17 protein-coding genes are annotated in these 18,698 nt (G+C 63.3%); 2 read left to right on the top strand and 15 right to left on the bottom strand.

Features of this window, described 5'->3' with window-relative positions:
• Positions 1–82: 82 nt before the first annotated feature.
• The 15 genes from CYD26_RS00085 to CYD26_RS00015 form a co-directional block, all read right to left on the bottom strand.
• A complete protein-coding gene (locus CYD26_RS00085) occupies positions 83–2,494 on the bottom strand; it encodes an RND family transporter (protein ID WP_178081676.1) in 2,412 nt (803 codons plus the stop codon).
• A gap of 8 nt (positions 2,495–2,502) precedes the next feature.
• Positions 2,503–3,477 (bottom strand): YCF48-related protein, encoded by a 975-nt coding sequence (locus tag CYD26_RS00080; RefSeq protein WP_102051477.1) that lies wholly within the window; start codon positions 3,475–3,477, stop codon positions 2,503–2,505.
• A gap of 147 nt (positions 3,478–3,624) precedes the next feature.
• Entirely contained in the window at positions 3,625–4,833 is a 1,209-nt protein-coding gene (locus CYD26_RS00075; RefSeq protein WP_083199915.1) for an acetyl-CoA C-acyltransferase, read from the bottom strand.
• A gap of 8 nt (positions 4,834–4,841) precedes the next feature.
• Complete coding sequence (locus tag CYD26_RS00070) at positions 4,842–5,312, bottom strand: MaoC family dehydratase (RefSeq protein ID WP_102051476.1); 471 nt, start codon at positions 5,310–5,312, stop codon at positions 4,842–4,844.
• Positions 5,313–5,322: 10 nt separating this feature from the next.
• The gene (locus tag CYD26_RS00065; RefSeq protein ID WP_099775132.1) at positions 5,323–6,108 is read right to left on the bottom strand and encodes an SDR family oxidoreductase; all 786 of its coding nucleotides are present in this window, start codon (positions 6,106–6,108) and stop codon (positions 5,323–5,325) included.
• A 125-nt stretch (positions 6,109–6,233) separates the two neighbouring features.
• Positions 6,234–7,112: an SDR family oxidoreductase gene (locus CYD26_RS00060; protein WP_102051475.1), complete on the bottom strand. Its 879-nt coding sequence runs from the start codon at positions 7,110–7,112 to the stop codon at positions 6,234–6,236.
• 69 nt (positions 7,113–7,181) lie between these two features.
• Positions 7,182–8,333 (bottom strand): acetyl-CoA C-acetyltransferase, encoded by a 1,152-nt coding sequence (locus CYD26_RS00055; protein ID WP_099775134.1) that lies wholly within the window; start codon positions 8,331–8,333, stop codon positions 7,182–7,184.
• 3 nt (positions 8,334–8,336) lie between these two features.
• Complete coding sequence (locus tag CYD26_RS00050) at positions 8,337–9,395, bottom strand: acyl-CoA dehydrogenase family protein (RefSeq protein WP_102051474.1); 1,059 nt, start codon at positions 9,393–9,395, stop codon at positions 8,337–8,339.
• 10 nt (positions 9,396–9,405) lie between these two features.
• Positions 9,406–10,569: an acyl-CoA dehydrogenase family protein gene (locus CYD26_RS00045; RefSeq protein WP_099775136.1), complete on the bottom strand. Its 1,164-nt coding sequence runs from the start codon at positions 10,567–10,569 to the stop codon at positions 9,406–9,408.
• A 9-nt stretch (positions 10,570–10,578) separates the two neighbouring features.
• Positions 10,579–11,331: an enoyl-CoA hydratase family protein gene (locus tag CYD26_RS00040; protein ID WP_065761509.1), complete on the bottom strand. Its 753-nt coding sequence runs from the start codon at positions 11,329–11,331 to the stop codon at positions 10,579–10,581.
• A complete protein-coding gene (locus tag CYD26_RS00035; RefSeq protein WP_102051473.1) occupies positions 11,328–12,452 on the bottom strand; it encodes a nitronate monooxygenase family protein in 1,125 nt (374 codons plus the stop codon). Before CYD26_RS00035 ends, CYD26_RS00040 begins: the two co-directional genes overlap by 4 nt.
• Entirely contained in the window at positions 12,449–13,366 is a 918-nt protein-coding gene (locus tag CYD26_RS00030) for an enoyl-CoA hydratase (RefSeq protein ID WP_102051472.1), read from the bottom strand. The genes CYD26_RS00035 and CYD26_RS00030 overlap by 4 nt, the downstream gene beginning before the upstream one ends.
• Positions 13,367–13,382: 16 nt before the next feature.
• Positions 13,383–14,180 carry a CoA-transferase subunit beta gene (locus CYD26_RS00025; protein WP_065761512.1) on the bottom strand — a complete coding sequence of 266 codons (798 nt, stop codon included), beginning with the start codon at positions 14,178–14,180 and terminating at the stop codon, positions 13,383–13,385.
• Between the two features lie 12 nt (positions 14,181–14,192).
• Complete coding sequence (locus tag CYD26_RS00020) at positions 14,193–15,068, bottom strand: CoA transferase subunit A (protein WP_065761513.1); 876 nt, start codon at positions 15,066–15,068, stop codon at positions 14,193–14,195.
• A gap of 11 nt (positions 15,069–15,079) precedes the next feature.
• Positions 15,080–15,970: a VOC family protein gene (locus tag CYD26_RS00015; RefSeq protein WP_065761514.1), complete on the bottom strand. Its 891-nt coding sequence runs from the start codon at positions 15,968–15,970 to the stop codon at positions 15,080–15,082.
• 201 nt (positions 15,971–16,171) lie between these two features.
• Between CYD26_RS00015 and CYD26_RS00010 the strand changes: the two genes are divergently transcribed.
• The gene (locus CYD26_RS00010) at positions 16,172–17,344 is read left to right on the top strand and encodes an acyl-CoA dehydrogenase family protein (protein WP_102051471.1); all 1,173 of its coding nucleotides are present in this window, start codon (positions 16,172–16,174) and stop codon (positions 17,342–17,344) included.
• Positions 17,341–18,534 carry an acyl-CoA dehydrogenase family protein gene (locus tag CYD26_RS00005; RefSeq protein ID WP_102051470.1) on the top strand — a complete coding sequence of 398 codons (1,194 nt, stop codon included), beginning with the start codon at positions 17,341–17,343 and terminating at the stop codon, positions 18,532–18,534. Before CYD26_RS00010 ends, CYD26_RS00005 begins: the two co-directional genes overlap by 4 nt.
• Positions 18,535–18,698: the final 164 nt, after the last annotated feature.

The following is an 18,698-nucleotide window of genomic DNA, read 5'->3' as shown; positions in this document are numbered from 1 at the left end:
GACACTCCCCAAGCGCAGGCCCTGTGGTGGTCTGAATCACCAGGGCCTGCATGATTTTTATTGTGATGGGTTAGCTGCGCGCTTAACGACCTGCGAGCACACCGGAGAACGGCGGCGACGCCTTGGTGCCGAGTGAAACGGCTTTCACAGCAACCAGTGGCCGGCCACGATTGAACCAGGCCGCAAGCGCGGGCAACAGGAAGATTGCGCCAAAGACATTCACCAGGAACATGAACGCCAGCAAAATGCCCATGTCGGCCTGCAGCTTGAGGGGGGCAAAGGCCCAGGTACCGACCCCGATCGACATGGTCAGGGCGGTGAACACCGCTGCCGTGCCACGCTGGCACATGGCGCGATAAAAGGCATGACGCAGGTCCCGGCCCTCCGCCATTTCATGCTGGATGCGCTCATACAAGTAAATGCCGTAGTCCACACCGACCCCGACGCCCAGCGCCATCACCGGCAAGGTCGCGACTTTCAGGCCAATACCGAGCATGGCCATCAGCGCATTGCAAAGAATCGCCACGATGCCCATGGGCACCAGAATACACAGCACTGCGCGCAATGAACGGAAAGTCAGCAGGCAGAAAAACGCCACCGAGCAGAACAACGCCGCGAGCATCCACACTTCGGCACGTTTCACCGCTTCGTTGGAGGCTGCCATGACCCCGATGTTGCCGCCGGCCAGCTTGAACTCAACCCCAGGGGCCCGGATACCGGCGATAATCCGCTTGGCTTCATTGACCACATGGAACACCGTCGCGCCCTCATGATCGTTGAGGAACACCAGGATCTGCATGCGCTTGCAGCCATCGGTGACCAGCCCGGAATCCGGCGAATAGGCCATCGAGCCCTGCTGCAAGCCGCGCGACGAACCCGGGATGGCCGACCAGCGCGGGTTCCCTTCGTTATTGCCGGCAATCATTTCCTTGCCCATGCCGGCAACGCTTTGCACCGATTGCACGCCCGCGACATTGCGCATCTGGAAGTCAAAGGCCTCGACCGCACGCATGACACCCGGGTTCAGGCAGGCTTCGTCGATACCCTGGGTCTGAAGGAAGACCGCCAGCACATCCAGGCCGATCGAGTAGCTGTCGATAATGCGCTGGTTGTCCTGGTTGTAGCGCGAGTCGGCGCGCAGCTCAGGGGCACCCGGGCCAATGTCGCCGACCGCCAGTTCCCGCGCCTTGAACACGCCGAAGCCGAGCAACACCAGGCTGATGGCGAACACCACCAGTGCCGGACGCGGCTCAGCCAGCGCCGACAACCGCCACCACAATGGGTGGCGAGCTTCGTCATGCGTCGGTCGTGCTGCACGCGCAGACGATCCCAGGGACAAATGAGAAATGATCAGTGGCAACATCATCTTGTTGGTGATGATCATCAGCATTACGCCCATGCAGGCAGTCACCCCCAATTCATGCACGATGGGGATATCGATCAGCATGATCACCGCAAAACCCAGGGCATTCATCAGCAGCGCCAGGGACCCTGGAATGAAGATCTTGCAGAACGCCGAGCGCGCCGCCTGCAGCGAGGAACTGCCGGCCAGCACGTCCTGCTTCCAGGCGTTGGTCATCTGTACCGCATGGGAAACACCAATGGAGAAGATCAGGAACGGCACCAGCACGGACATCGGGTCGATGCCCAGCCCCAACAGTGGCAGCAGCCCGAGCAACCAGACCACGGGCAACAGCGCCACGACCAGGGCCACGACGGTCAATGGCAAGGAACGCGAGTAAGCCCAGAGCAGCAACGCGGTGATGATGAACGCCACGACAAAGAACAGCATGACGGTATTGAGCCCTTCGACCACATCTCCGACCAACTTGGCGAACCCCACCACGTTGATCTCGATGGTCGGACTGTTGTATTTGGCCCGGATCTCTTCGAGGCGCTTGGCGATTTCGACATAGGACACCGGCTGCCCGGTTTTCGGATCGGTGTCCTGCAAGTCGGCCCGCACCATGGCCGAGCGCTGATCGTTGGCCAGCAGCCGGCCAACCTGCCCGGCGCGGGCGGCATTGCTGCGGACTTTCTGCAGGTCCTCATCGGTACCGGCGTATTGCGGCGGTACCACCAGGTCACCGACATACCCTTCTTCGGTGATCTCGACATAGCGCACGTTCGGGGTAAACAGCGAGGTCACACTCGGGCGGCTGACCCCGGAGATGAAGAACACGTCATCGGTAACCTGCTGCAGCACCCGAAGAAACTCCGGGTTATAGATGTCACCCTCACCCTTCCAGTGCACGTTCACCAGCAACCGGTTGGCACCCGTGAACACCCGACTGAAGTCCAGGAAGCTCAACATGTACTCGTGGCGTACCGGAATCTGTTTGTTGAACCCGGGGTCCAGCCGCACCTGGGTTGCGCTATAACCCAGGGCCACCGTCACCAGCATGAACAGCCCCAACCACCAGCGTCGATGGTTCAGCAATACGTCCGCGCAGTCTTGCACGCGGCGCTCGATCCAACCTGTAGTCTGTGTCATATGCCTACTCACTGTGCAACGGCGGCAAGACCACCGTCTGCGCCCTGAAATACCCCACGCTCCCCGGCCACCAGCAAACGACGGGCGTTGAGCACCACCGCCGAGGTCAAGGTGCCCAAGCCAGCCCGTTGCGCGCTGTCGACCAACGCGCCGTCGGCATCCAGTCGGATCAGCCGGCTACCGGCACCGACCAGCACCAGGCCAGCGTGCTGGGGCAACAACGCATGGCCATAAATTGGCTGGCTGCTGCCAATATCGACCTGGCTCCAGCTGTCCCCGAAATCGCTACTCATAAAGACATGCCCGCGCATGCCGTACGCCAGCCAGCGGGAGGCCGACAAGCGCACCACGCCAAACAGCGAGCCGTTGTAGAACGGCGTCAGGCTCTGCCAGTCTTGCCCACCATTACTGGATCGCAGCACCAGCCCCTGCTCGCCCACCAGCATCTGCCGGCCATCAGCGCCGCCGTCCAGGCCATTGAAATGCGCGCCCTCGCCCGGCATGTCACGGGGCGTCCAGTGTTCGCCGGCATCGCTCGACTCCAGGTACTTTCCGTAGCTGCCATAGGCGACCACGTGCTTGCCGTCGCCACTCCACACACCCAGTAACGGCTCACCCAGCTGCGCGTCATAACGCATCTCCTGCCAGGTCTTGCCGCTGTCGCTTGAACGCAGGATCCAGCCATCATGGCCAACCGCGACCAGTACCTCGGGGCTCAGGGCAATGACCCCGGTGAGGGTCGCCTCACGTCCGGCGGCCACCTGGCTGGTTTGCCAGGACAGGCCGCTGTCGGTGCTGGTCAGAATCGTGCCACGCTCTCCCACCGCGATCAGTTGCGAACCATTGGCCAGCAAGGCGTTGACCTGAACCCGGTCGGCATTGATCCGGGTGATCGCCAACGGTGTGGGGTTACGCGGCGAGAAGGCAAAGGCCACCGCAGCGATGATGATGGCGCTCATGGCGTATCCAATCAGCTGGCGCATACTGGACTCCATGGCGAAACGCAGGGGCACGGGACGGGCATCATGGGGCGATCCTCTTGATTTTGTTTGAAGGATCATCAGACCGCCCCGCCCGTGCTACATCGTCCAAACGGCCTAGTCAGAGCGCTCGGCCGGGTTCGTTGGCGATCACGGCAGCTCGAACAAGCCGGCAGCACCCATGCCGCCACCAATGCACATGGCCACGACCACGTAACGCACGCCGCGACGGCGGCCTTCAAGCAAGGCGTGACCGACCATACGAGCGCCCGACATGCCGAACGGATGGCCAATGGCAATGGCCCCGCCATTGACGTTCAAGCGCTCGGCCGGGATGCCCAGCGCGTCCCGGCAATGCAACACCTGGCAAGCAAAGGCCTCGTTGATTTCCCACAAGCCAATGTCCGCCACGCTCAGGCCAAAGCGCTTGAGCAAGCGAGGGACCGCCACCACCGGGCCAATGCCCATTTCTTCGGGTGCACAACCGCCGACGGCGATCCCGCGATAGATGCCCAGCGGCGTCAGGCCACGGTGCCGGGCTTGCGCACGGCTCATTAACAGGCTTGCCGAGGCGCCATCGGAGAACTGCGAGGCGTTGCCCGCGGTAATGAACTCGCCCTGTGCAACCCATTTGCCGTCTTTCCAGACCGGCTTGAGCGCCGTCAGGTCCTCCAGACGGGTACCTGGCCTGTTGCACTCATCGCGCTCGACCAACACCCGGGTATGCCCGCTGGGTTGGCCCGCCTCGTCGAAACACAGTTTGTCGACCGTCAGGCCGACGATTTCATCGTCGAACAGCCCGTCACGCTGCGCGGCCGCAGTGCGCAGTTGACTCTGCAAGGCATACTCATCCTGCGCAGCCCGGCTGATGCCATAGCGACGCGAAACAATTTCGGCCGTTTCCAGCATTGGAATGTAAGCACTGGGCATCACCTCCAACACCGCCTCGGACTGGGCACGGTAAGTGTTCTTGTGCTTGGTCTGGGTCAGGGACAGCGACTCGACGCCGCCAGCAATGGCAATGCTCATCTCGCCGGTCATGATGCCCTTGGCGGCGACACCAATACTCATCAGGCCTGATGCGCACATGCGGTCCAGGGCCATGCCCGGCACAGTGTCCGGCAAACCACCGGTATAGGCACACAGACGACCGATGTTGTAGGCCTGGGTGCCCTGTTGCACGGCAGCGCCCATGATCACATCCTCTACCGCCTCAGCTTCGATACCGGCCCGCTCGACCACGGCACGTACCACATGGCCGCCCAGCACAGGGGCCTCGGTGTCGTTGAACGATCCACGGAAAGACTTGGCCAGCGCGGTACGCGCGGTGGCGACAATCACAACTTCATTCAGGTCCATGAACAGGCTCACTCGACAATAGGGTTGAAGGTGTAACGGCTGATGGTGTCCACCACGCAGCCAGGGCGCGCCTCGCCCTCGATTTCCACGGTGATGCGCACCACCAGTTGCACGGCTTCGCCAAGTTGCTCGGCGCGCACAATGACGCCATGCCCGCGTACACGCGAACCGACCTTGACCGGCGCGGGAAAGCGCACCCGATCACTGCCATAGTTGACCCCCATCGCCATGTTTTCGAGGGTGAGCAACTGCGGCATGAACAGGTTCGCCAGTGCCTGGGTCAGGTAGCCGTGGGCGATACAAACGCCGAAAGGGCCGCTGGCGGCACGCACGGGATCGACATGAATCCACTGGTGATCGCCCGTGGCTTCGGCAAACAGGTTGATCCGCTCCTGGCTGATGCTCAGCCATTCGGTGTAGCCAAGGTCGAGGCCCTCGGCCTCGAGCAACGCCTGGGCGCTGCTGAAGGTATGACTCATCACGGACTCCTCAGGCCTGCTGCGAACTGACGGACAACACTTCGCCAACCATGTAGGAGGCGTAGTCGCTGGCCAGGAACATCATCACGTTGGCCACTTCCCAGACTTCTGCCGCACGGCCAAAGGCCTCGCGGTCCGCAAGACGGGCAAGCAGCTCCTCGCTGGAGGCCTTCTTGAGAAAGTCGTGCAGGGCAATCGAGGGCGAGACGGCGTTGATCCGAACCCCGAATTCGGCAGCCTCCAGGGCGCTGCAACGGGTCAGGGCCATCACCCCGGCCTTGGCGGCGGCGTAGTGCGCCTGCTCTTTCTGGGCGCGCCAGCCCAGTACCGAAGCGTTGTTGACGATGGCACCAGCACCGCGCCGCTGCATGTGCGGGAGCATGGCGCGGGTCATGCGGAAGGTGCCGGTGAGCGTCACGTCGAGTACCCGCGACCATTCCTCGTCGCTCATGTCGACCAGCCGCTTCTGGCCACCGAGGCCGGCGTTGTTGATCAGCACATCGACACCACCCAGCAGGGTTTCGGCGCTGTCGACCAAGGCCTGAACCTCTTCCTCTACCGTGACATTGCACAGTTGGCCGTAAATGGCCTGTAAACCCGTCTCGGCCTTGAGCCGCTCCACCGCCTCTTCCAGGCGGCGCGGGTGCACATCCGAAATCATCAATGCCCGGCAGCCCTCTTCGGCGCTGCGGCGGGCCGCCGAATAACCGATACCCGCACCCGCAGCGGCGGTAATCAGTACGGACTTGCCGGCCAGCAGTTGATGGCCGGGTACATAAGGGGGAGCTTGTTTCACAGCGATTACCTCCGAAGAAATCAATACGCTGTCAGGTATAAAGCGCCGCCCCGGCGGGCACATCGTCAAAACGGGGTATGGCCGCATGAAGCGGCCATTTCAGGGCCGCTTCAACGGCCCCCGATTCAACTGCCCCAGACACGCTGGGCCGCAGGCGCTTCAGCAAGAATCGCATCGACGACCGGGCCAATTTCCTCGACCTGCCAAAGCCCGCCCTTGTCACGGGTGGTGCCGGTGCGCCAGCCATCGCCGAGGGAGATTCGCCCGCCCTGGCTCTCGAAGACCTGCCCCGTGACATGGGACGATTCAAGGCTGCCGAGCCAGACCACCAGCGGTGCGACGTTTTCCGGCGCCCAGGCATCGAAGCTGCCGTCCTCGGGCTTTTTCACCACGTCGGGCATGGCGCTCTCGGTCATGGACGTCCGTGCCGCCGGTGCCAGGGCGTTGGCGGTGACCCCATATCGAGCCAGTTCAGCGGCCTGCACCAGGGTCAGTGCGGCGATACCCCCTTTGGCTGCGGAATAGTTCGACTGCCCGATCGAGCCCTGCAGGCCGGCACCGGAGCTGGTGTTGATGATTCGCCCGGCGACCGGGGTTCCCGCCTTGGCCAGGTCGCGCCAACGACGCCCTAGAAGATTTGCCAGGCAATAATGCCCCTTGAGGTGAACACGCATCACCGTGTCCCAGTCCTCTTCCGAGAGGCTGATAAACATTCGGTCGCGCAACACCCCGGCATTGTTGACCAGTACATGCACCTCACCGAAGGCCGCCAACGCGGCGTCGACGATACGCTGAGCGGTGTCCAGGGTTGTAATGTCGTCGCTGTTGGCGATGGCCTGGCCGCCACTGGCGCGGATCTCGCCAGCAACATCCTGCGCCGCGTCGGCACGGATATCGTTAACCACCACATTGGCGCCTTGCGCGGCGAACGCCAACGCATAGGCGCGACCGAGCCCACCGCCAGCACCGGTAATGATCACGGTGCGGTCTGTGCAAATAGCCATGTTTGACTCCTTTGACTGCATGGCCGCGCGCCCTGAGGGCGGCGGCACGGATTGATTGAGGGAACGGGACTACAGGCGCTCGATGATGGTGACGTTGGCCTGGCCACCGCCTTCGCACATGGTTTGCAGGCCGTAACGGCCACCGCTGCACTCCAGTTCGTGCAGCAAGGTGGTCATCAACCGTGCTCCGGTGGCGCCCAGTGGATGGCCAAGGGCGATGGCGCCGCCGTTGACGTTGGTCTGCGCCGGGTCGTAATCCAGCTCCTTGGCCCAGGCCATGACCACCGACGCAAAGGCCTCGTTGATCTCCACCCGGTCGATATCAGCCATGCGCATGCCGGCCTTTTTCAAGGCGTGGCGCGTCGCCGCAATCGGGGCGGTCAAATGCCAGATCGGGTCATCACCCAACACCGTGAGGTGATGAATACGTGCCCGTGGCGTCAGGTCGTAGCGCTTGAGGGCGGCCTCCGAGACCACCAGCAAGGCGGCCGAGGCATCACAGGTCTGGCTGGAGACGGCAGCGGTGATCGAAGGAAACTGCGGGTCTACCGGTTGCAACTCGGCCATTTTTTCCAGGCTGGTCAGGCGCGGTGTTTCATCATGCTGCAGCCCCTGGCAGGCGACGATCTCGCGGGCAAAGCGCCCGCTCTCGATGGCCGCCAAGGCGCGGTGATGGCTCTGCAGGGCGAACACTTCCATCTGCTCGCGGCTGATCTGCCAATGGTCGGCGATACGCTGCGCGGCGTAGAACTGGTTGACCGGCTGGTTGGCGAAACGCGAGCGCCAGCCTTCGCTACCGGAGAAGGGGTCAGCAAAACCCAGCGCTTGCCCGGCCAGCATCGCCGAGGAAATCGGGATGCGCGTCATGGTTTGCACACCGCCCACGGCAACAACGTCCTGGGTGCCGCTCATCACCGCCTGCGCGGCAAAATGCAGCGCCTGCTGCGACGAACCGCACTGGCGATCGACCGTGGTACCCGGCACGTTCAGCGGCAACCCGGCAGCCAGCCAACTGGTGCGGGCGATATCCCCGGCCTGTGAGCCGATGGTATCGACGCAGCCAAAAATCACATCGTCATAGTCTTCGCCGGGAATGACGTTGCGCGCCACCAGTGCCTTGAGCACATGGGCACCCAGATCAATCGCGTGAACCTCCGACAGCGCCCCTTTGCGCTTGCCGGTCGGGCTGCGCAGCGCATCGACAATATAGGCTTGTGCCATGATTCACTCCTCGAAGGTATGCCCTGGCCCGAGTCGGGCGCCGTCGGCGAACAGGTAGTCGCTGACACGCGACTTGTGGAAGGCACGGTCACCCCAGGATGCGTCGAGCGACCAGGCGCGTTTCATGAACATCTGCAAATCGACTTCCCAGGTGTACCCCATGGCGCCATGCACCTGGATACCCTTGCGCGCCGCCAGCCAGCTCGCTTCACAACAGGCCAGGCGCGCCTGGGAGACCCAGAGGCTGGCATTGCGCTCACCCCGGGCCAGGCCATGGGCGGCACGGTAGAGCACCGGTTTGGCCTGTTCGATTTGCCGGGCCACATCAGCCAGGTGGTGCTTGACCGCCTGAAAGCTGCCGATCGGTTTGCCGAACTGCTTGCGCTGGGCCACGTAGTCAACCGACAGGTCGAGCATGCGTTGCGCCAAGCCCAGCAGTTGCCCGGCCACCGACAACGCGCCACGGTCGAGCAACTGGGCCTGCAAGGCACGCCCTTGCTCTGCGCTGGCGATCAATGTTGCCGGGCTGGGGTTCCAGGTCACCCGACCCAGGCGCCGCGAGGCATCGATACTCGGGTTGGCCTCGACATCAACCTCAGCCCGCGGCACGACATGAATGTCATCCCCATCAAGCAAGATCAGAACCTCGGCCAGTTGCGCATCACTGACCAGCGGGTTGACCGGGTGACCGATGGCCAGGCGCAAGCTGCCCTCGGCGATACGGGGCAGCAGGCGAGCACGCGCCGGATGCGCTGGCGCCAGGCCTGCAAGCAGGCCCGTGGCGACATAAGCGGTGTCGGCCATGGAGTCGGGAATGGCGTAGTAGCCCAACTCCTGGGTCATCAAGGCCCACGCCACGTCATCCATGCCCAGGCCACCTTCAGCTTCGGGCACCGACAGTGCAGTAAGGCCCTGGGCGGCGATCTTGTTACGCAGGTCGGGCGAGCGCCCGGCATCGGTTTCCCAGATTTCGCGGAGCATTTCCGGCGCAGCTTCGGTCATCAGAAAACGGCTGATGGCTTCGCGAAACGTGAGCTGGTCATCGGTAAAAGTGAAGTCCATGGCCTGTTCCTTACTTCGGCAAGCCGAGCATCCGCTCGGCAATGATGTTGCGCTGGATTTCGTTGGTACCGGCATAGATCGGCCCGGACTGGGCGAACAGGAAACCCTCCAGCCAGCCCGCCGCATCGCCAGCGACAGGTGCAGTGGCCAGCAGCTCACCGCGCGCGCCGAGAATGCGCATGGCGGTCTCGTGCATCTTCAGGTCCAGTTCCGACCAGATGATCTTGTTGATGCTCGACTCGGCACCAATCGCCTCTCCCCGGCTCAGCCGGCCGACGGTGTGGTACGCAGACAATGCGTAGGCCTCGGCGCCCATCCAGGTCTCAAGCACGGCGTCACGCAGGCCGGGGTCACGGTCGGCGCTTTCGCGGTTGGCCTTGTACAGCTCGACCAGCTTGCGGGCGGTGTGCTGGAAACGTGCCGGTGAACGCAGCAGCAACCCGCGCTCAAAACCGGCAGTGGCCATCGCTACATGCCAGCCCTGCCCCTCGGCACCAATACGGTTGCCGACCGGCACCCGCACGTCGTCGAAAAACACTTCGGCGAACGCGTCCTTGCCATTGAGGGCCTTGATCGGGCGAATACTCACCCCCGGCGCATTCAGCGGCACCATCAGGAACGACAGGCCGTGGTGCCGGGTGGAGCCCGGTTCGCTGCGGAACAGCCCGAACAGCCAGTCGGCAAAGATCGCCCGGGTAGACCAGGTTTTCTGACCGTTGATGACGTAGTGTTCACCCTCAAGTACCGCCTTGCTGGTGATCGCCGCCATATCAGAACCGGCATTGGGCTCCGACCAGCCCTGGGCCCACATGTCGGCACTGGCCGCCATACGCGGCAGAAAGCGTTGTTTCTGCTCGGTGGTGCCGAACTCCATCAGCGTGGGGCCCAGCAGTAACTGGCCGTTCTGGTTGACGCGCATCGGCGCCCCGGCACCGTAGTACTCTTCCTCGAAGATCAGCCACTCGATAAGGTCGCAACCACGGCCCCCCAGTTCAGAGGGCCACATCACCATCGACCAGCGACTGTCAAACAGCTTCGCCTCCCAGGCGCGGTGCTGCTCAAAGCCTTCGCGGGTGTCGTAGCTGGCCAGCGGTTCACGCGGCAGATTGTCTGCCAACCACGCGCGGACTTCGGCGCGGAAGGCTTTTTGTTTTGGCGTGTAAGTCAGTTCCATGGCGTTCTCTCAGAACTTGGCGTCGCGTTTTTCGACAAAGGCCCGACGGGTCTCCGCCGAATCGGGGCTGCTGTAGGCCTGTAAAGTGAAGCCCTGCTCCCAGCGGTATTTGTCTTCCAGGTTGCCGTCTTCGATACCGTTCAAGGCCTCCTTGGCAATGCGGATCATCCCCGGGCTTTTCGCCGCGATGCGCGCAGCGATTTCCAGTGCGGTTTCACGCAGTTGATCCTTCGGCACTACCTGTTCGATAAAGCCGTATTGCTGAGCCTCGATGGCACCAATCGAGGCGCCGGTAAAGAACAGGTAACGCACCTTCTGCACCGGAAACAGCCGCTGCAAATGCGCGCCGCCGCCCATGGCGCCGCGATCGACCTCCGGCAAGGCAAAGGTTGCGCATTCGGAGGCCACGACAATATCGGCCGCGCCGGTAATGCCGATGCCACCACCGAGCACGAAACCGTGCACAGCGACGATCACCGGCACCGGGTTGCGGTGTACGGCCTTGAAGGTCGCGTAGTTGCCCGCGTTGACCTCGACAATGCGCTCCGGGTGAGCGTCCAGTTCCTTGATATCCACCCCGGCACAGAACCCCCGGCCTTCGGCGCGGATGACGATGACGCGCACCTCGGGGTTGGCTCCGAGCGCTTCGATCTGCTTGGCCAATGCCAGCCACTCCTGGCTGTCGAGTGCATTGACCGGTGGTTTGGCGATCACAAGTTCCGCGATCCCCTGATTGAGCTGCGTGGTAAAGGCCTGGTTCACAGGGGTTCTCCAATGCTGGCGGGATGATGGGGTTGGCACGGCTCGGCGGTGGGCTGGCAACGGGCCAGGAGCGCGTCGAGGCACTGTTCGGCTTCATCGGCGATGCCTTCGATCACCTGGCGGCAACTCAGCAGTTCATCGATGGCCGCAGCCACCTGGCCGCTGGGCAAGATGCCTTCGTCCGGGTGCCCATCGACCATCGAACGCTGCAGCAGCACCGGCTGGTTGGCAGCCATGACCACCTGCGACAAAGCGGACGGGTCTTCGCGCAGCGACCGGAAGAACACCCCGGCCATATGCGCCAGGCTCATGCCAGTCTGCTGTTTCCACTGCCAGGCACTGCCCAGGGCAATGCGCAACCGGCCAAAAGGCCCGGCCCGCTCCAACTCATTGATAAAACGGTTTTCGATCATTCGGTGGCGCATGCCGTCCACCGCAGTGGTAACCCGCACGTGCTGTGGATCGGCCACTTTCAGGTAACGCTCAAGCGTCGCGCGCGGGGTTGGCGACTCGCGGGTCATCAGAAACCGCGTACCCATGGCAATCCCGCTGGCACCTGCCGCCAGCACCGAGGCCAGGCCGCGCCCGGTGGCATAACCGCCAGCGGCAATCACTGGTACGTTGACCGCCGCCAAGACTTGCGGCAACAGGATCGAACTGGGCACGCCGCCAGTGTGGCCACCGCCCTCGCCGCCCTGAATAGTGATGAGGTCGGCACCCAGCTCCACCGCCTTCAGAGCATGCTTGAGCGCACCCACCGTCGGGATGCACAGCACCTTGGCCGCCTTGAAACGGGCGATGGTCTGTTTGTCCGGCCCACGGCCATAACTGACGGCACGCAAGCGGTACTGGATGGCCAGGTCAACGCATTGCGCAGCGTTGTCCTGAAACATGTGGAAATTGAGCCCGAAGTTGCTGCCACCGGTGGCGTCGATCACCTTGCGGATCTCGCCTTCGAGCTCATCCGCGGGAATGGTCGCCCCCGCCAGGAAACCGAAACCGCCGGCCTGAGTGGTGGCGATCACCAGGTTCGCGTCGGCGACCCAGCCCATGGCGGTTTGCACGATCGGGTAACGACAGCCCAGGGCCTCGGTCAGCGGTGTGTTCAACCAGCGACTCATACGGATTTATCCTCGGCTGTGGCCGCCCGCTTGTTGGCCTGGGCCATGCCTTTGGCATCGAAGCCGCCGAGCTTGTCGCCGGAGAGCAATTCGTTGTGGGCATGGGCGAAGTGGTGCCAGGCAAACGCCGCGTCCATGGCAGTGCGCTTGCCTTGAAGGTCCTCGACATGGTTGATGGCCTGCTTGGTCAAGGCCAGGCCCATGCGCGGTTGTCGGGCAATACCGGCGGCCAGCGCGTAGGTCGCCTGTTCCAGTTCCTCGCCCGGCACCAGCCGATTGACCATGCCCATCTGATAAGCCCGTGCGGCGCTCATGCGGTCACCGCAGAACAGGAATTCCTTGGCGATGCGCGGGTTCAACTCGTACGGATGGGCGAAATACTCAACGCCCGGAATGCCCATGCGCACCACCGGGTCCTGGAAGAACGCGTCCTCACTGGCGACAATCAGGTCGCAGACCCACGCCAGCATCAGCCCACCAGCCACACAGGCGCCCTGGACCATGGCAATGGTCGGCTTGGGCAGGTCACGCCAACGGCGGCACATGCCCAGATAGACTTCCTGTTCTCGGGCGTACAATTGCTCCCCGCCCGGCTTGTTGGTGTGGTCCCACCACAGGTGCGCCCGCTCGAACGGTTTGTTGATATCCCGCCCTGGGGTACCAATATCGTGCCCTGCCGAAAAATGCTTGCCGTTGCCGCGCAAGACGATGACCTTGACGCTGTCGTCGTCGACCGCCTGGCGAAAGGCGGCGTCCAGCGCATAGGTCATCTGCGAGTTTTGTGCATTGTTGAAGGTCGGTCGGTTCAGTGTCAGCGTGGCAATACCCTCAGCCACGCCGTACAGCACCGGTGCATCTGTCTCATAGACCGCCTGGTCTTCGCGGACGACGAATTCACTGTCGCGGCTGTGCATGTTCGCTGTCCTCGCCTCAGGCCGTACGGATACCGGCCGGGTTGCCCTTGATCGCCGAGGCCCGGTAATCGTGGGGGTCAAGTCGGCGGATCAGCGCCAACTGTTCAGCGCTGGGGTGCGCGGTTTCCTGCAGGTGCGCAGACTTGAGCAACGGGAAGCCGGTCTTGTCCTGAACCTCGTCGAAACTCACCCCGGGGTGCAGGGTGCGCACTTGGGCGGCACGTTGCGGGCCGTCGAAATCCAGGGTGCAGAGGTCCGTGACCACCCGGCGAATGTCCATCAGGTCGCGGCGAACCCCCTCAGGCCAGCGCTCGGCCTTGAAGCCGACGCCCGAGACCATATCCACTTCACCGCTGACGAACACCCGTGTGTTGTGGTTGGGCACAAAGAACGAATTGAGGTGGTTGATGCTGTTACCCGGCAAGCCGCGCACCCCCAGAATCGCGGTCTTCGGCTTTTGGTAGTCGCCGACGCACGACAGGTTGGTCTGGCCCCAACGGTCGATCTGGGTTGGCCCGATCATCGCGTGACGGCGACCGCCCCAGACGCATTCGAACACACGCTCAAACGACAGATAGCCCGAGTAGCGCGGCACGAAATCGCCACGCGGCCCAAGCGGGATCGGCTCTTCGACCAGGAAGGCCTCGCTGTCGGTCATCAGCAGTTCAGGGCTGTGGGTCAGCTTGGCCAGGCTTGCGCCCAAACGGGGGATCACGCCCAGGCCCGAGGCGATCACCTCGCCATTGCCGCGCCAGGCTTCGGCTGCGGCGACAATCATCAATTCCGCGAGGGTGAAATCACAGGTTGCAGACATTGTTCATACTCCTCAGAACACGGGTAGGGGCAAGGCGCCCATGCGTACGGCACCGCCGTTCTGCGCTTGATAGGCCTGCTCGCCACCCGCCACATACGTCTCGACATAGGCGTGCCAGCCGTTTTCTTCCTGGCTGCTGGCGACATAGCGCTTGAGATGTTCCAGGTCCCAGCCGTAATCCGACGGGCAAGAGGTCGGGTGCGCACCCAACGGCGCATGCACCACACCGGTCACCAGATAACGCTCGAAGGTATTGAAACGGGCCAGTTCGGCACTCAGCTCAAGGCGCTCTTCAAGCGTTTCGCACGAGACAAAGCACTGCGCGGCGGCACGGGCGAACAGGTGATCGAAATACGGGTCTGGCCCGGTCACCAGGCAGTTGCCCAGGCGGTCCGCGACGTTGACATGCAGGAACGCCACATCGAGGTTCAACGCGGGCATTGCCAACAGCACTTCACCATCGGCATAGGGCGACTGAATCGTCTTGAGTTCCGGGTTGAGACGGGTCACATCGGTGGCCAGCCCGCAGCGGGTCGGCAGGAACGGCAAGCGCATGCCGGCAGCGCGCAGCCCCCACTGGAACATGCCTTCATCCAGTTCAAGCAGTTCCAGCTCACCGGCTTCACGGGCCTTGCGGTAGTAAGGTTCGAGTGGAATGGCGTCGAGGGTGGCAAAGCCGAACACCAGCTTGCGCACCTTGCCCGCCGCACAGAGCATGCCCACCTCGGGGCCGCCGTAGGCAACCACGGTCAGGTCCTTGACTGGCGAACGGAGGATCTCGCGGACAATCGCCATCGGCTTGCGCCGCGGCCCCCATCCACCGAAACCGATGGTCATGCCGTCACGCAATTGAGCAACCGCATCGGCCGCTGTCAGTTGTTTGTTCATGTGCAGGTTCCTTACTGTTGGCCGACCGAAAAGTCGTGCCCCCAAATGCTCACGCGGGTGAATTCGAACGCCGAGTGCTCGGCCCAATCGACTTGCAACCCGCCGTAGCCGTACTCCAGGTCAAAGCCGGACGGCGTCTTCATGTAGAAACTGGTCATGCGGTCGTTCAGGTGCTGCCCCAACGTCGCCGACAGGCGCACGTCATGTGCCAGCAGGCGGTCATGGGCACGGCCAACCTCGGTCATCGAGTCAACTTCGACCATCACGTGCACACAGCCCGACGGCACCGGGTACTCGGCCAGCGCCAGGCTGTGGTGCCGGGCATTGCGGCAATGCAGGAAATGGATACGGATCGGCGCGGCCGCCGGATCAGGACGGAAGTTGAAAATGTCCGACAGGCCAAAGCCGAGGACGTCCTTGGCGAACGCCAGCGTTGCGTCGAAGTTCGGTGCCGGCAGCACGGTGTGCCCCAGCCCCATGTCGCCGGTGACGAAACGCGGCACCCCCTGGGGCGAGACGAACGGCTGGCAGTCGGAGCGATGCCCCCAGCTCAACTCATGACGGTTGCCGGACGGGTCGACCAGCGTCGCCAGTGCCTGCACGCCGCGCTGCTCGACCTGCGCGGCACTGCCCAGTTCCCACTCAACGCCGGCCTGGGTCAGGTGCTGAAGTGCATCACTGAACGCCTGCTCGGAACCCAACTCCCAACCGGAGGCCAGATAACGCGCTTCGCTGCCCTCGACGATCAGCATGCGGAACGGCCGCTCGTCCATTTTCACGTACAGGCCGCCACCTGGCGCCGGATGGACCTGCATACCGAGGACGTCCTCGGCGTAACGCTGCCACTGGCTGAGGTTCTCGATCTGCGAGACGAAATAGCTCAAACCGCGAATGTCGATCATGCCTATGTTCCTCAATGGCTGAGTTCATTGCCTGATGAACATTGTGCAAACCCGCGGCGCTGCCTTCATCGTCCGTTGAGACTACGCAAGTTGGCCATTCCGGGCCCTTGGGTAGATGGCGGACTAGTCCGTTTCAATGATTCGGCAAAAAGCCCCGCAACCCTAGACTCGGGCATCCATCCGCCCAGCAGAGACAGCCCCATGGAGTTCGCCTTTACTCAAGAACACGAGATGATTCGGGACAGCGCGATACGCTTTCTGACACAAGTCAGCGACTCGCATGCGGTACGTGCCGCCATGAGCCGCCCTGACGGCTACGACCCTGCCGTCTGGCAACGCATCGGCCAGGAGCTGTACTGGCCCGCCCTGATGGTGCCCGAAGCCTTGGGCGGCATGGGCCTGGGCTTTGTCGAGCTGGCGATCCTGCTCGAACAAAGCGGCCGTTACCTGCTCTGCTCACCGCTTTTTGCCACCACCTGCCTGGCGACCCCAGCCCTGCTGCTGGGCGACAACGCCGCATTGCAGGCCACCTGGCTCAGCGCCATTGCGGCCGGCACGACCACTGCCAGCCTGGCCTTCGCCAGTGGCCCGGGCATGGACGCCAACAGCGTGCAGACCGAGGCCCGCCCCTGCACCGGCGGTTTTCGCCTCTCAGGTACCTATACCCAAGTGATCGATGGGGCCCAGGCCGACCTGCTGATCGTCGCCGCGCGTACCCCTGGCAGTCAGGGCGAACACGGCATCAGCCTGTTCGCACTGCCTGCGGATACTGCGGGCGTCGTGCGCCAGGCACTGCCGACGCTGGATCAAACCCGGCGCCTGGCCCGGATCGAACTGCATGCGGTAGAGGTGAGCGACGCCCAGTTGCTGAGCGCAACCGGCCAAGGCTGGCCGTTGCTGCGTGACACCTTGCAGATCGCCGCCATCGGCCTGGCTGCCGAACAGACCGGCGGCGCGCAACAGGCCCTCGACCTGACCTTGGCCTACACCGCCGAACGCCGGCAGTTCAGCCGCAGCATCGCCAGCTTCCAGGCCATCAAGCACCGCTGCGCCGACATGATGCTGCAGGTCGAATGCGCCCGCTCGGCAGCCTACTACGCCGCTTGCGTAGCCCAGGAGCGCCTTGATCCAGCGGGCGATGCCGCCGTCTCGAGCGAGCTCGATGCAGCCGCCGCAACGGCCAAGATCCACGCTAGCGAAGCGTTCTTCCACTGCGCCGCCGAGTCCATTCAACTGCACGGCGGCGTTGGCTTCACCTGGGAATATGACCCGCACCTGTACTTCAAGCGGGCCCGTGCCAGCGAGCAGTTGCTGGGCACACCCGCATTCCACCGCGAGCGCCTGGCCGCGCATCTATTTGGAGAGCAACCATGAAAATCGGTTTCAACAACGAAGATGAAGCGTTCCGTCGACAGGTTGCCCAGTGGATGACCGAACACCTGACAGGCGACTTCGCACCCCTGCGTTTTCGCGGCGGCCCTGGCGACGAGCACAGCTTTCCTGCCGAACGCAAAGCCTGGGAGCGAACACTGGCCGCTGGCGGCTGGATCGGTGTGGGCTGGGCCAAGGAGCACGGTGGGCGCGGTCTGAGCATCAGCCAGCAGGTCATTTTCCATGAAGAATACGCGCGCGCCGGCGGTCCTGGACGCATGGGCCACATCGGCGAAGGCCTGGTCGGGCCGACACTCGCCGCGTTCGGTACCCCAGCCCAGCAGCAGCGGTTGCTGCCAGGCATCCTCAACGGTACTGAATTCTGGTGCCAGGGCTATTCCGAGCCCGGTGCCGGCTCTGACCTGGCAAACGTGCAAACCCGCGCCCGGCTTGATGCCACCGGCGAGCACTGGCTGATCAGTGGCCAGAAAGTCTGGACCTCACTGGCCCACGAGGCCGATTGGTGCTTCGTCCTGGCCCGAACCGAGCCGGGCAGCAGCGGGCATCATGGGCTGTCGTTCCTGCTGGTGCCGATGGCCCAGGAGCAGATTCGTGTGCAACCTATCCAGCAACTGACCGGTACCAGTGAATTCAATGAAGTGTTCTTCGACCAGGCCAGCACCTCGGCTGACAACCTGATCGGACAACCCGGCGATGGCTGGAAAATCGCCATGGCCCTGCTGGGTTTCGAACGCGGGGTATCGACGCTGGGTCAGCAGATGCAGTTCCAGAACGAACTTGACGAGATCATCCGCATTGCCCGTGACAACGGCGCCTCCCGCGACCCGTTGCTGCGACAACGCATTGCCCAGGCCTGGGCAGGGCTCAAGGTGCTGCGCTACAACTCGCTACGGATGCTGTCCGGGCCGCAGGACGGTAGCCTGAGCCGCGAGGCCATGATCTATAAACTGGCCTGGTCGACCTGGCATGCCGACCTTGGCAAGCTGGCCATGGACGTGCTGGGCAGCGAGGGGGAGATTCTCGAAGGTGCGCCTTACCAATTGAGCCGGTTGCAGTCGCTGTTTCTGTTCACCCGTTCCGACACGATCTATGGTGGCAGCAACGAGATCCAGCGCAATGTCATCGCTGAACGGGCCCTGGGGATGCCGCGCGAAGCGCGTGTGCGTGGTTGATACACAGGTTCTGGGGCAGTGCATACGCGGCGCCTGCATCGCGGGCAAGCCCGGCTCCTACAGGGATCTGCGCAGGGCACTGCCTTTTCTGTTGGAGCAGGCTTGCCTGCGATGGCCTTGGCGCGGTGTCAGTACGTGCGCGGCGCCTGCATCGCGGGCAAGCC

Origin of the sequence: Pseudomonas sp. FFUP_PS_473, from assembly GCF_002858665.1 — a bacterium.
GTDB lineage: Bacteria > Pseudomonadota > Gammaproteobacteria > Pseudomonadales > Pseudomonadaceae > Aquipseudomonas > Aquipseudomonas defluvii.
The sequence above is the reverse complement of the archived record's forward strand: the minus strand, read 5'-3'. Positions and strand labels throughout refer to the sequence as shown.